The sequence below is a fragment of the Siminovitchia fortis genome, from assembly GCF_007681465.1.
In the GTDB taxonomy this organism is placed as follows: Bacteria; Bacillota; Bacilli; order Bacillales; family Bacillaceae_C; genus Siminovitchia; species Siminovitchia fortis.
This window is the reverse complement of sequence record NZ_VEKZ01000077.1, coordinates 1-13101: the sequence shown is the minus strand read 5'-3', so window position 1 is coordinate 13101 and position 13101 is coordinate 1. Positions and strand designations below refer to the sequence as shown.

11 protein-coding genes are annotated in these 13101 nt (G+C 44.3%); 7 read left to right on the top strand and 4 right to left on the bottom strand.

From position 1 onward, the window contains the following. The first annotated feature begins 248 nt into the window (after positions 1-248). From FS666_RS17610 to FS666_RS17590, 5 genes are all read left to right on the top strand, one after another. Positions 249-1067, top strand: coding sequence for a S1C family serine protease (locus FS666_RS17610; RefSeq protein ID WP_144463575.1), 819 nt, complete (start codon positions 249-251; stop codon positions 1065-1067). Positions 1068-1267: 200 nt separating this feature from the next. After that, positions 1268-2935, top strand: a complete 1668-nt coding sequence (locus FS666_RS17605) for an ABC1 kinase family protein (RefSeq protein WP_144463576.1) — start codon at positions 1268-1270, stop codon at positions 2933-2935. Between the two features lie 181 nt (positions 2936-3116). After that, a complete protein-coding gene (locus FS666_RS17600) occupies positions 3117-4265 on the top strand; it encodes an iron-containing alcohol dehydrogenase (RefSeq protein WP_144463577.1) in 1149 nt (382 codons plus the stop codon). Between the two features lie 11 nt (positions 4266-4276). Next, positions 4277-5944 carry a sensor histidine kinase gene (locus FS666_RS17595; RefSeq protein ID WP_144463578.1) on the top strand — a complete coding sequence of 556 codons (1668 nt, stop codon included), beginning with the start codon at positions 4277-4279 and terminating at the stop codon, positions 5942-5944. A 5-nt stretch (positions 5945-5949) separates the two neighbouring features. Beyond that, positions 5950-7389, top strand: a complete 1440-nt coding sequence (locus FS666_RS17590) for a sigma-54-dependent transcriptional regulator (RefSeq protein ID WP_144463579.1) — start codon at positions 5950-5952, stop codon at positions 7387-7389. A 136-nt stretch (positions 7390-7525) separates the two neighbouring features. On the opposite strand, the gene adhP is transcribed toward FS666_RS17590, so the two are convergent. From adhP to FS666_RS17570, 4 genes are all read right to left on the bottom strand, one after another. Further along, on the bottom strand, positions 7526-8536 hold the full coding sequence (gene adhP / locus FS666_RS17585; protein ID WP_144463580.1) for an alcohol dehydrogenase AdhP: 1011 nt from the start codon (positions 8534-8536) through the stop codon (positions 7526-7528). 336 nt (positions 8537-8872) lie between these two features. Further along, complete coding sequence (locus FS666_RS17580; protein ID WP_144463581.1) at positions 8873-9535, bottom strand: DUF1129 family protein; 663 nt, start codon at positions 9533-9535, stop codon at positions 8873-8875. Positions 9536-9539: 4 nt separating this feature from the next. Beyond that, entirely contained in the window at positions 9540-9863 is a 324-nt protein-coding gene (locus FS666_RS17575) for a PadR family transcriptional regulator (RefSeq protein ID WP_120074071.1), read from the bottom strand. A 256-nt stretch (positions 9864-10119) separates the two neighbouring features. Next, the gene (locus FS666_RS17570; protein ID WP_120074073.1) at positions 10120-10311 is read right to left on the bottom strand and encodes a YbxH family protein; all 192 of its coding nucleotides are present in this window, start codon (positions 10309-10311) and stop codon (positions 10120-10122) included. A 221-nt stretch (positions 10312-10532) separates the two neighbouring features. On the opposite strand from FS666_RS17570, the gene mnmH reads away from it, so the two are divergent. Then, positions 10533-11579: a tRNA 2-selenouridine(34) synthase MnmH gene (mnmH, locus tag FS666_RS17565; protein ID WP_144463582.1), complete on the top strand. Its 1047-nt coding sequence runs from the start codon at positions 10533-10535 to the stop codon at positions 11577-11579. Positions 11580-11886: 307 nt separating this feature from the next. Beyond that, complete coding sequence (desA, locus tag FS666_RS17560; RefSeq protein WP_144463583.1) at positions 11887-12939, top strand: Delta(5) desaturase DesA; 1053 nt, start codon at positions 11887-11889, stop codon at positions 12937-12939. Positions 12940-13101: the final 162 nt, after the last annotated feature.

Genomic DNA, 13101 nt, shown 5'->3' with positions numbered 1-13101 from the left:
GAGCCGACCGCAAGGGAAGCCTCGAGCGAGTCCCCTCGTTCGACAGAACGATTTGTGCGCGAATGCCGTGTGGAAAAGCTCCAGTCCGCAGCCGGAACCTCATCCGGAAAGGGAAAAGCACAAAGTACACACGCGCCATTGCGATTTGTCGCAATGGAACCTGACCCTTTAGGGTCCGGGAACCTCCCCATTTTAATGGGGAGAGGTTTCAGAATAAAATGGACAAGTTGTAGCAGGGTGTGATGGCTTTGGAGGAAAAAGAGGATAAAAATGTCGACAGGGACTTAATTGAAAGAATTGATGAAGAAGAAATGCAGGAGCTCCTGCAACAAGCCCAGGAAGAAGCTTTGCTTAAGGAATCTTTTGAAAAACAACATGAAAAAACATCACGGCGTTTTCCCAGATGGTTGTTTTGGCTGATCTCCGGCGTGTTTTTATTCAGTACCTTTTCTTTTATTTTTCAAATTTATTCGATACCCGCTATTGAATTCCTGGCAGCTTCAGCCCGAATGTCAACGGATGAAAAAGTTCAAGATTATAAAAAATCAGTTGTTACAATCGCCGCTGGTGACAGTAAAGGAACGGGGTTTTCCATCTCAAACGATGGCAAGATTTTAACAAATTATCATGTCATAGAAGGCTATGGCCAAGTGACCGTGGATTTTCCGGACGCCGGAATTTTTACGGCGGATGTAGTGGAAACGTATGAAGATATCGATTTGGCTGTCCTTGACGTTGATGGAGAAAAATTGCCTTATTTGGAGCTTGAAAAGCATCCGGAATTTACCGAACATGAACAGGTAATGTTTATCGGTAACCCTCTCTATTTTCACGGAATTGCGAATGAAGGGGCGATTATTGATATGGTTCGTTTAAGCGGCTGGAATGATGATGTCGTGATGATGAAAGCCCCGGTATATCGCGGAAACAGCGGAAGTCCTGTCATAAATGAAAACGGACAGGCCATAGGAGTTATTTTTGCGACGCTGAAGCATGAGGAATATGGGAAAGTCGGTCTTTTCGTGCCGATCGGGTTGTTTCTGGATCGCGCGCAAGAAACTGAATAACGGGATAAGAAAACTGCATTAACGCAATTTTATCGAGAAACCGGCACTTTGAACGCAGGCAACAAGGCAAAATTCAATTTTTGCCGGCATTTCTAATCGGCAATATTGTCAAAACCCGTTTCTTGCAATAACACCTGCGTTTTTTATAATGGAATAAACTTTGAAATTGATTTTCACATAGGCTCCCGGAGGGGATGAAGATGTTCAGGAGAAGGATCAAACATACCCAGCGCTATCAGGAGATTATCAACGCTTTTTTAAAAAACGGGCTCAGTCATTTTCTCTTCCGCATGGGTTTGATAGACCGTTCAAAAACTGCGCAAATTACAGAGGAAAATATCAATTTGGTAGACTTGGGGATCAGGCTTCGCGCAGCATTGCAGGGATTGGGGCCGACTTTTATCAAGCTCGGCCAGATTGCAAGTACGCGCCGTGACATGATTCCGGAAGAAATTGCTTCTGAATTGGAAAAGCTTCAGGATAATGTTCAGCCTTTTTCCTATGAGGAGGTCCTTGTAACTGTAGAGGCGGAGCTTGGCGGGCCGATAGACAGTCTTTTTCAGGCGTTTAGCGAAACACCGCTTGCGACCGCCTCAATCGGACAGGTTCATACAGCACAGCTTTTCACGGGAGAGGAAGTGGCAGTAAAAGTTCAGCGTCCGGACATCCGGTCGATCATGGATACGGACTTGGAGATTTTGCATGATCTGGCCAGAGTGGTCGAAAATAGGGTGGAGTGGGCAAGAAGATACCGTCTTCGGGAAATGATCGAGGAGTTTTCCCTTTCTTTGCGCAATGAACTGGACTACGAAGTGGAAGGGCGCAATGGAGAAAGGGTTGCGAGGCAATTTGAAAATGACTCAACCATTCACATACCCAAAATTTATTGGGACCTGACGTCAAAGAAAGTCCTTACGATGGAAATGATCAAGGGAATCAAAGTTACTCATATAGAAGAGCTGGATGAAAAAGGTTATGACCGGGAACTGATTGCCGCAAGGCTGGCCGATTCAATGTTCACCCAGATTCTGGAGTATGGATTTTTCCATGGGGATCCGCATCCGGGGAATATTTATATTTTACCTGACAATGTGATTGCCTATTTGGATTTTGGGATGGTGGGCCAGTTAAGAGAGGATTTGAAATACCATTTTGCCACACTTCTGATCAATCTGCAGCAGGGAAGTTCCAAAGGAATGATCAAGACATTTTCCGCGATGGATCTTCTCGATGAGAACACAGATGTGCCGCAGCTTAAACATGATTTGGAATGTTTGATCACCAAATACTATGACACTTCCTTTAATGAAATCAGCATGGGGACCGCGCTTGCCGATGTGTTTGCGGTCGCCTACCGTCACCGTGTGAGAATACCGACTGAAATTGCCATATTGGGCAAAGCGATCCTTACGATGGAGGAGATCATTAAAAAGCTGGATCCCGGTTTCAGCGTGATGAAAGCGGTCAGGCCTTTTGGTGAAAAATTGTTCAAACAAAGGCTGAATCCCAAAAATATTCTGAGCAGATCATGGGATGATCTCGTCGAAAACATGGAAATCATCCGGGATTTGCCAAAGGATTTAAAAGAAATTGCGACAACGGTCAAAAAAGGAAGGCTGCGTTTTGATATCAACGTGAAAGAACTGCAGACTTTTCTGCAAAGGCTTGATAAAATCAGCAACCGTCTTTCTTTCAGCATCATCCTGCTTTCCTTCAGCATCTTAATGGTCGGCTTGATCATCGGGACCGCCATCGCTGACAAACAAGCATTATTATTCAGGTTCCCTGTCATTGAAATAGGCTCGATCATTGCGACACTCATGTTTTTATTTATGATTTTTTCGATTTTCAGGTCTGGAAGGATGTAGAAAACCCGATTGCGGGTTTTTTGCATTTATATAGATATTGATCCGTCGGGATGACAATGGAAGCAGTCCAGAAGGCAACCATTCCTTCTGGCTGCTGGCTCTTCGTACATTTTTATAAATATGGCAGAAAATTAATGATATAATAGAGTAAAAGATTTCCGGGAAGGGGACCGGCAATTCTATGAAAATTAATAAATTTGTCATGCCGGAGCTTATATTTGGAAACGGTTCCATTGGTCTGGTAGGTGAAAGCTGTGCAAGGCTTGGAGCAAGGAAACTTTTTATCGCCACAGATCCGGGGGTCCTGGCTTCAGATTGGTTTGAACAAGTGACAGCCAGTTGCAAAAACGCGAAGCTCCCTTATGTCATTTTTGCAGACATTACGACGAATCCGAAAGATTACGAGGTCGATAAAGGCGTATATCAGTATTTACAAGAGGAATGTGACGCGATTGTCGGGGTAGGAGGCGGCAGCGCCATCGATGTGGCAAAAGCGGTCGCTGTACTGGCAACGAATGGAGGAAGCATTCAGGATTATGAAGGGGTTGATAAAATCAAGATGCCGCTGCCCCCGCAGGTGATGGTGGCAACCACTGCCGGCTCAGGCTCCGAGGTTTCCCAATTTTCAATTATTATAGATTCGGAGAAAAAGAAGAAACTGACGATCATCTCGAAATCGCTCGTCCCAGATATAGCGATTGTCGATCCGCAGACGTTGATGACAAAAAGCCCCCATTTGACGGCAACGACGGGATTGGACGTGCTCACTCATGCAATCGAATCATTCGTCAGTATCGCATCGACACCTCTGACAGATGTGCAGGCTATAAGTGCTATTAGACTTGTAGCTCAAAATTTACGGCCGTCTGTTGCTTCCAGAATGAATAAAGAGGCAAAGGCAAAGATGGCGATGGCCAGTGTACAGGCCGGACTTGCCTTCTCAAATGCGATTCTTGGAGCGGTGCATGCGATGAGCCATGCGATTGGCGGACGTTTCCTGCTGCCGCACGGTGATGTGAACGCCATTTTACTCCCTTATGTGATGGAATTTAATTATTTGGCCTGTCCTGAAAAGTTTTTGCAAATTGCTCAGTTGTTTGGTGAAGAGGGCAGCAGACGATCCACGATTGATTCGGGACTGAGGGCGATTGAATACGTCAAAAAGCTATCGGCGGATATTGGCGCACCCCAGCGGCTATCCGAAATGGGCTTGTCCGAATCGGATGCCCCCATCGTAGGCCAGGTGGCCATAGAAGATGCCTGTATGATTACAAACCCGCGTGACATTACAGCAGCGGATGTTGAACGGTTGTTTAAACTCGCATTATAGGAGGGCACCTTATGTCAGACAGACTGCAGATGATTGAGCGGCTGGTTGGAGTTTCGTCGTCAAAAATCAACTATTATACGGAACTCAAAAGTACAATTGATGAAATGAAAAAGAAAAATACGCAACTTGAGATCATCAATGAAGTGATGAGAAGTTTCAATATTGATATGTCAATGGACGACATGCTGAAAAATATATTGGAAAAACTGCAGCAGATTTTTCCGCTTAAAAGGTTGAGTCTTTCCATTTTAAAAAACGGCAAACTCATACCGGCCAATGTATACCCCCACGATTATGTGCATGTCGATGTCGGCAATCCGATTCCAAGGGAAGGGTCCCTTTATTGGAAAGTGGCGGATTCCGGCGCCTCTTGTGTGTATTTGGTCAATATGAATGAGAGGAAAGAATACAGTGAAACTCCGGCTTTTGAAAAACTAGGCCTTCGCCAGGTGCTTGTCTTTCCTTTATATGGAAAGGGACGGATCCTTGGTGTTTTAAGTCTTGGCAGCGCACAGCAACAGGATTATGACGGAGAAGATCTCGCTTTTTTGCAGCAGCTTTCGGACCAACTGGCAGTCTGCATTGAAAATGTCCGCCTGTATAATGAGGTGCTGAATAGTAAAAAGGAGTGGGAACAGACATTTCTTGCGGTTGCCGACCCCATCATGCAAGTTGATTTAAATGGCAATATCCTGAGGTGTAATGGATCCGCCTATTCTTTTTTTCATCTGAACGGAAAAAATGTCTCACACATAACATTGGATGAATTATTATACAGACACCAGGCAGAGCCTGACAGCCCATTTCAAGAAACCCGGAAAACGAAAGAGATGGCTTACCGTGAAATTACATTGCATGACAAGACCATTTGCGAAGTGCATACATATCCGATCATGAATGAAAAGGAAGAGATGTACGGGGTGATCGCCTATATAAAAGATGTTACTGAAAAGCGCCATTTCGAAGCACGCATGATGCAGTCCGGCAAATTGGCCGCATTGGGGGAAATGGCTGCAGGGGTCGCCCATGAATTAAATAATCCTTTGACGGCGATTCTTGGAAATACCCAGCTTCTGATGCGTAAAGCGAACGAAAACGAGTCTTCCCACGTGTTGCTGACAGATATTTTTAAATGCAGCAAACGGTGCCAGGACATTATTCGAAACTTGCTTACATTTTCCCGGCAGGATGAATATCTTTTCCAGACATGTTCGATCAATGAGGCGGTAGAGCAAGTACTGAGTCTCGTCGGATATCAAATTCGCCAAAGCCATATCGAGTTGGAGATTGACCTGGATTCAAATGTGCCTTTTATTGATGGAAGCATTCAGCAATTGGAGCAGATTATCATCAATTTACTTTTAAATGCAAAAGATGCACTGGATGAGGTGGATAAGACCGGAAAAGAAATCTCCATCCGGACGGAAAGCGGCGCGGAAGAAGTCACTCTTTCGGTCATTGACAATGGAACGGGCATTGATCCGGAAAAATTGAAGGAAATATTCCATCCCTTTTATACGACGAAAGAAGCTGTAAAGGGGACAGGACTGGGTCTATCGGTCAGCCTTGGAATTGCGGAGGCTCATGGCGGAACGATTGATGTAAAGAGCGAGCCGGGAAAGGGCAGCGCATTTATCCTCCGTTTGCCGGTAAAAAAGATTCGATGTAAAGGCGGGTGAGAAGGGTGGCCAACATATTGGTCGTCGATGATGATCGGGAGGTCGGCAATTTTTTACGTTATTTTTTTAAGGAGAAAGGTTTCGAGGTGCATTTGGCATACAGCGGCAAGGACTTCAGACGGCTATTTGGGCAGCAGGCCTATCATCTGGCATTGATCGATGTGAAGCTTCCCGACACAAGCGGGCTGGACATATTAAAGGACCTATCTGCACATATGCCATCGTGCAAAACCATTGTCATGACCGGTTACAGTACGGTTAAAGTGGCTGTTGATGCGATCAAGCTAGGGGCCAATGACTTTATTGAGAAACCGTTTGATGACTTGGATGCTCTGGAAAGGACAATCGATCATCTTCTGGCGAATAAGGCGACAGCTGCGGAAACTGACATTCAAGGACTGGCAAAGGAATGCGGCATCGTGACAGAAAAAAGCGATGCGATGACTCGGTTGCTGACACTTGCTTATAAAATAGCTCCGAAAAACATAAACGTCCTGATCCAGGGAGAAACAGGAACAGGGAAGGAGCTTTTGGCTCATTTTATTCACCGTGCGAGCCAGCGAAACGGACAGCCTTTTATTGGCATCAACTGCGGCGCTCTATCCGAAACGCTGCTGGAAAGCGAATTGTTTGGCCACGAAAAGGGAGCTTTCACCGGAGCGGCGAAGGAAAGAAGAGGCGTGTTTGAAATTGCCGGAAAAGGGACTTTGTTTTTGGATGAAATCGGAGAGGCGTCGATGTCCACTCAAGTGAAGCTGTTGCGGGTTTTGGAAACCGGAGAGTATATGCGTGTGGGCGGTGAGTCGGTACAAAAGACAAATACCCGTATTGTTTCAGCAACTCATGTTGACTTGGCTGAAGCAGTTACCAATAGAGCGTTCCGTGAAGACCTTCTGTACCGGCTGGATGTCGTAAAGCTGGTCATCCCTCCATTACGGGAAAGGCGGGAAGACATCCGGCTGATTGCGGAACATCTGCTGGAAAAAGCAGGAGCGGCGGTACAATTGAACGAGGCTGCTGCGACGCTCCTTGAGCAGTATGATTGGCCCGGGAATGTAAGGGAGTTGTCCAATGTCATCAAGCGCGCTGTATCAATCATGGATGAGGGCTGTGGAGTCATAACACCAAAGCATTTGCCGAAAAAAATTCTCCCGGGAAAGTCCCTGTTGATTGAAAAGGCAAAACCAAAAGAAGAGAGTTTTGAGGAATTTTTAAAACAGTGGACTGATGATATGCTGGAGGTCTGGAATGATGAGGAAAAAGTGGAAATGGAGATGGTCCTCAACAAGGTGAAGGTGCTGGAGCGTGAGATTGGCAGGGCATTCGTCATGAAAGTTTTAAAGGAAACGGTAGGAGACCGTCAAGAAGCCGCTGGAAGATTGAACATAAGCATGCGAAAGCTCCGATATTTATTGAACGAAAAAGGGCAGCCGTCCATAAAATGAACGGGTGCCCTGTTTATGGTTCTCTGGAACGGATCATGCACCTTGGATTGCATATCCGGATCACCAGGTGGAAGCGGAGTACCTTGAAAAGAATGTATTCCGGCTGTTTAATCTTGATGGAAAAATTGGTCTTGCTCTAAAATATCAATACTACACGTCCGTTGATCTGGCCTTTTTCCATTCGATCAAATACATGGTTGATTTCATCAAGCTCAGCGGTAGATACAATGGCTTTGACTTTCCCATCTGCGGCAAATTGAAGGGCTTCCTGCATATCTTTTCGTGTGCCGACGATGGAGCCTTTGACTGTTACACCGTTTAAAACCGTATTGAAAATCGGAACAGGGATCTCATCGTTGGGCAATCCGACAAGCACTACCGAGCCCCCGCGTTTGACAGAATGATAAGCCTGTTCGAATGCGGCTTTGTTTACCGCCACGCTGATAGCAGCTTGAACGCCGCCCACTTGATCCTTGATGGCTTGCGTCGGGTCTGAGGTTTTTCCATTAACAGTCAAATCAGCCCCTAAGTCTTTAGCAAGTTGGAGCTTATCATCATTGATATCGACAGCCACTACATTGAAGCCCATGGCTTTTGCATATTGAAGGGCAATATGGCCCAACCCGCCAATGCCGTAAATCGCAACCCAATCGCCGGCCTTGGCACCGGAGACTTTCAGAGCCTTATAAGTGGTCACTCCTGCACATAAAATTGGTGCAATTTCCACGGGGTCGACGCCATCCGGAATTCTTGCGACGTAATCAGCGGGCGCCACGCAATATTCGGCAAAAGCACCATCAGCGGAGTAGCCGCCATTCAATTGATTTGGGCAGAGTGTTTCATTTCCGGATAGACAATACTCGCATTCTCCACAAGCCCTAAAAAGCCATGGAATCCCGACGCGGTCCCCTTTTCTCAAAGAAGTTACGCCTTGTCCAACCTGTTCAACAATACCGACACCTTCGTGGCCCGGAATGACCGGAAGCTTCGGCTTGACCGGCCAGTCCCCATGTGCTGCATGCAGGTCGGTGTGGCAAACCCCGCATGCTTCCATTCTGATCAAAACTTCACCAAGCTTCGGCTGGGGAATTTCCACCTCCTTAATTTCAAGTTTTTCTTGGAACTCATTGACGACTGCTGCTCTCATTACTGATTCCTCCTTGGGTATGATGGCTTGCCTGTAAACTTAATATTGCAAAAATAGTGCCAGCTTGATTTTGTTCATAAATTGGGAGTATAAAGTCGGTGCGGCCGTTTTATTGTTTCAATTTGCCAAAATTTCGGCTTGTGCGGCCGAAATTTTGTTGGGGATTTTTAAGTGAGGGAGAAACTAAAAACGCGATGCGTGCTTACGAAGGCACACATCACGCTTTTCGGACGCTCATTATCTCTTTTTCTTTTTACCTGAAGTCACTAAATAAAGCCGAAGGTTTTAAATAAAGGTTTTGCTTTTGGCGGATAACAATTTTTTCCTCCTATAGGTCTATTTCTTCTCTACATAAATAATAAGCCAGAGGATTGCCCCACCTATTAATGATGCCCACCACGGAAAATCGAAGGATGGGCCGATTTCTGGGGTGAATTTTGTCAGAAGTAATACGGCCCCCATACCCGCTGCTCCCGTTACCCCAGCTTTCAGCATATTCTTTTTTGTGTTTCGATTTTCTTTGAACAAGGAATTGTTTATCAGCCTTAAAATGAACCATATCGTAAGACTGACGAAACATGCGATGCCCAAAGAGACAACGCCGGCTGCAAATAAGTTGACCTCTGTTTTAACCTCGATAAATTGTGAAAGCACTAAAAGAATGACGCCCCGTATCATAAGAACCCAACCGGCTATATTGCCAATGATGCCCGCAATAAAAGGAATTACATCCCGCTTCTTTTCTTTTGGCAGCTGTTCAATAATTTCATCCGCAAAGGCTTTTGGATCATCCCCGAAAATATCTTTGGCTGTTTTTCCTTCTTCCTGGCCATCAAGCAAATGATCAAGCATTTCCATTAGTATTTCTTCGGACTGCTGCTCGGAAAGGGAGAATTGCAGACGAATATATATGAGTAAATCACTGTAATATGCCTCATTTTCCGGCGTCAATAATTCTCTTTTTTGATTGTTTTCTTCAATTAATTCTTCTGAATTCATGTTTTCACCTTCTTTTTAATAGCTCATTGACAGGGTTAGAGATCTGATTCCATTCCTCAATGATGGTTGCCAAAGTTTCATGGCCTTTATCTGTTAAAAAATAATATTTCCGGTTCGGTCCGGAATCGGACGGTCTCATTTCTCCCCGGATTAATCCGTTTTTTTGGAGTCTTAATAAAACGGGGTAAATGGTGCCTTCGCTGACATCTTGCAAGCCGATGTCCTGCAGTTTTTTTGACAGTTCATAGCCATAAACCGCTTCTTTTTCAATTACTGCCAATACACAGCCATCTAATATTCCTTTTAATAACTGACTTCGTACAGACATATGCACCTTCCATTCTGCATCTATTATGTTATACAAGATAGCGGGGCGAAAAACAAAGAGGAAAGTTCCTCTGGATCAAGTATTTGGTTATACAAGATAGTTGGGTGAAAAGATAACTACTTGGTTATGCAAAGTAGTTATCTTAAATATATACACATGTTTTAATCTTGTCAAGTCTGTCAATCATAGTTCCACAAAATTTTTCCCTTGATATATAAAACCGGAGGAAAAAATGATCAAGTTCTGAAGTTTTTAGCTAAATACCTTTCCGCTCACAATACTCATCGACCAGTTCCTCAATCTGATCTAACTCCGGATATTCCCCGGAAAAGGAAAACTTCAATTCTTCGATGAACTCACCTTCACGGTAAACATGAATTGCCCCATTTTGCTCAATGACACTGTATTCCGGTTCAAATATAAATCCATTTCTTTCAATGGCACCCATTTTCAACAACTCCAAATGAAATATATTGGATTTATTATTTCTCACAACCAAGTTAATCATGCAATATTCGAATCATGGAAACCCTGACAGATTCCCTGTAAAATGAGATTGATCATTTGAAAAAGTGAGTTCAATAACCCAAGGTCCCATAATATGTTAAAATAATGAAACTTGGAGAAATTAAAGGAAAGATTACGGTCCAATAGCTTGGAGTGAATGTGATGTTTCATGATATTACAGTATCTGATCTACTCGCCAAAAAAAATCAAGAGCCGCATACAATAATCGATGTCCGCTCTCCCAAGGAATTCAAGGAAGCGACGATTCCAGGCAGCATCAATATTCCGATTTTAAATGATGAAGAGCGTGCGGAAGTCGGAACGATTTACAAACAGGCGGGAAAAGAAGCAGCGATGGAAAAAGGGCTGGCTATCTTTTCAATAAAGCTCCCTGAGTTTATCGGCGAATTCAAAAAAATTGAAACGCCCATGACCGTTTTTTGCTGGCGCGGAGGAATGCGTAGCAAAACCACGGCAACTGTTCTGGATTTAATGGGAATCCGTGTGAACCGTTTAAACGGCGGTATCCGCTCATACCGGCGCTGGATTGTCAATTACCTGGAAACAGGGAGGTTCCATCCGGAATTGCTCGTTTTGAATGGATACACTGGGACAGGCAAGACTATTATTTTACAGAAACTGAAGGAAAAAGGGTATCCCGTCATTGATCTTGAAGAAATGGCGGGACACCGCGGATCGATTTTCGGCCAGATCGGCCTGACGCCGAGCAACCAAAAGAAATTTGATGCTGCGCTCGTGACAGAAATGCTGAAATATGAAAACGAGCGGTTTGTTTTTATCGAAGGGGAGAGCAAACGGATCGGAAGAGTTTATTTGCCGGATATCATTTATGACAAAAAGGAAAAGGGCTTGCAGATTTTCATCGATTTGCCGCTGGAAGAGCGGGTGAAAAACATCATTGAAGAGTACGAGCCTTGGAATTATCCGGAACGGTTCCAAGAGGCATTCCGATTGATAAAAAAGAAAATCCATACGCCTGTCGCAAAAGAGATAGAATCGAATTTGGAGAACGGGAAATTCATACAGGCTGTCAAGCTGCTGCTGGAATATTATTATGATCCAAGATATGAATATTCCGCTTCGCATTTCCCTGAATCCCAAAAAATTACGATTCAGGCGGATTCTGTTGATGATGCATTAACAAAGGTATTGGAAACGATACAACGAGCAAATATCGGAATAAAGTAGAAAGAAGATCATCGGAATGTTGCGATGATCTTCTTGTTTTTTTATCCAAAGCATGCCCAGTCAGCATAATATAGCCTGCTAACAAAACATTTAATATGACGATAACAGCTGTACAGAGCCAGGCAAGCAATTTCACCCCTGAACTGTTTGCAAAGTCACCCATTTCACAAGCAGTTCAATGAAGGGAATTATGTGAATATGTTCACAATAGATGACATTTGTCATCCGAAAGTGATTACGTTTATGCCTACTCTAAATTGGGACTTGGTCTTATCATTAGATGTAACAACATTTGGGAGAGGGTTTCATGGATAAAGAGAGAACGAAACAACTGCGTAAAGGTGTATCGGCATTTGCCAAATCTGATCTGAAAAAGAGTACCATTCAAATTTTAAATACGATTCCGCCGTTTTTGCTGTTATGGTTCCTGGCGTACCAGAGTTTATCCGTATCTATCTGGCTTTCAATTGGATTGGCGGTTGTGGCCGCAGGGTTTGTCGTCCGTATATTTATCATCTTTCACGACTGCACCCACGGATCTTTTTTCAAAAATAAGAAGGCGAATGATATACTTGGGACAATTACAGGAATCATGACCCTATTTCCTTATGAAAAGTGGAAGAGGGAGCACGCGATACATCATGCCACCAGTTCGAATCTCGATAAGCGCGGCGTTGGCGACATTTGGGTGATGACCATCGACGAATATAAAAAGGCTTCGAAGTGGCAGCGTCTTGGCTACAGGTTTTACCGAAATCCATTTGTCATGTTCGGATTGGGACCGCTGTATCTTGTCCTGGTCTCTAATCGGATCAATCGGAAGGACGCAAGGAGAAAAGAGCGTTTGAATACGCATTTGACGAATTTGATGATTGTTGGCATTTACACGTTGATGATGGTTGCGGTCGGCTGGCAGGCTTTCCTTATCATTCAAGGAACCATCATGTTTATTGCGGCGGCACTTGGAATTTGGCTCTTCTATATCCAGCACACCTTCGAAGACTCTTATTTTGAGGATGAATCGGAGTGGAATTATGTAAAAGCGGCCGTTGAAGGCAGCTCCTATTATAAGCTGCCCCTCGTCCTGCAGTGGGTAACCGGAAACATCGGCTTCCATCACGTACATCATTTGGCGCCGCGTGTCCCGAACTATCATTTGGAGGAAGCACATGAATCTAACCCCCCGCTTCATCACGCTACGACCATCACAATCGGAACAAGCCTCGAATCTTTGAGATACAAATTGTATGATCCGGAAAATAAAACGTTTGTCACTTTTAAAGAGGCACAGCGAAGGATTCAGACAGAAAGAAAACGGCCGAAATTGAAGCCGAAACATGTAAGTTTTGAAACAAAATAGATGGTCCGGGCCATTCCATGTAGAGGGAATGGCTTTTCTTTCATTTATATCAGAGTGAGAAAGCATAAGATTTTTTTAGCTTTAACATTTTGAACAAATCCTTTTGTTGTCTAGCTCCAGCGCCTATCGACTAGCAGACTTCGCACCTCCTCCTACGATAAG

Coding starts and splice junctions, on each gene's coding strand:
- FS666_RS17605 (WP_144463576.1), top strand. CDS start 1,268: ATGTTCAGGAGAAGGATCAAACATACCCAGCGCTATCAGGAGATTATC.
- FS666_RS17600 (WP_144463577.1), top strand. CDS start 3,117: ATGAAAATTAATAAATTTGTCATGCCGGAGCTTATATTTGGAAACGGT.
- FS666_RS17595 (WP_144463578.1), top strand. CDS start 4,277: ATGTCAGACAGACTGCAGATGATTGAGCGGCTGGTTGGAGTTTCGTCG.
- adhP (WP_144463580.1), bottom strand. CDS start 8,536: ATGAGAGCAGCAGTCGTCAATGAGTTCCAAGAAAAACTTGAAATTAAG.
- FS666_RS17580 (WP_144463581.1), bottom strand. CDS start 9,535: ATGAATTCAGAAGAATTAATTGAAGAAAACAATCAAAAAAGAGAATTA.
- FS666_RS17575 (WP_120074071.1), bottom strand. CDS start 9,863: ATGTCTGTACGAAGTCAGTTATTAAAAGGAATATTAGATGGCTGTGTA.
- FS666_RS17570 (WP_120074073.1), bottom strand. CDS start 10,311: ATGGGTGCCATTGAAAGAAATGGATTTATATTTGAACCGGAATACAGT.
- mnmH (WP_144463582.1), top strand. CDS start 10,533: ATGTTTCATGATATTACAGTATCTGATCTACTCGCCAAAAAAAATCAA.
- desA (WP_144463583.1), top strand. CDS start 11,887: ATGGATAAAGAGAGAACGAAACAACTGCGTAAAGGTGTATCGGCATTT.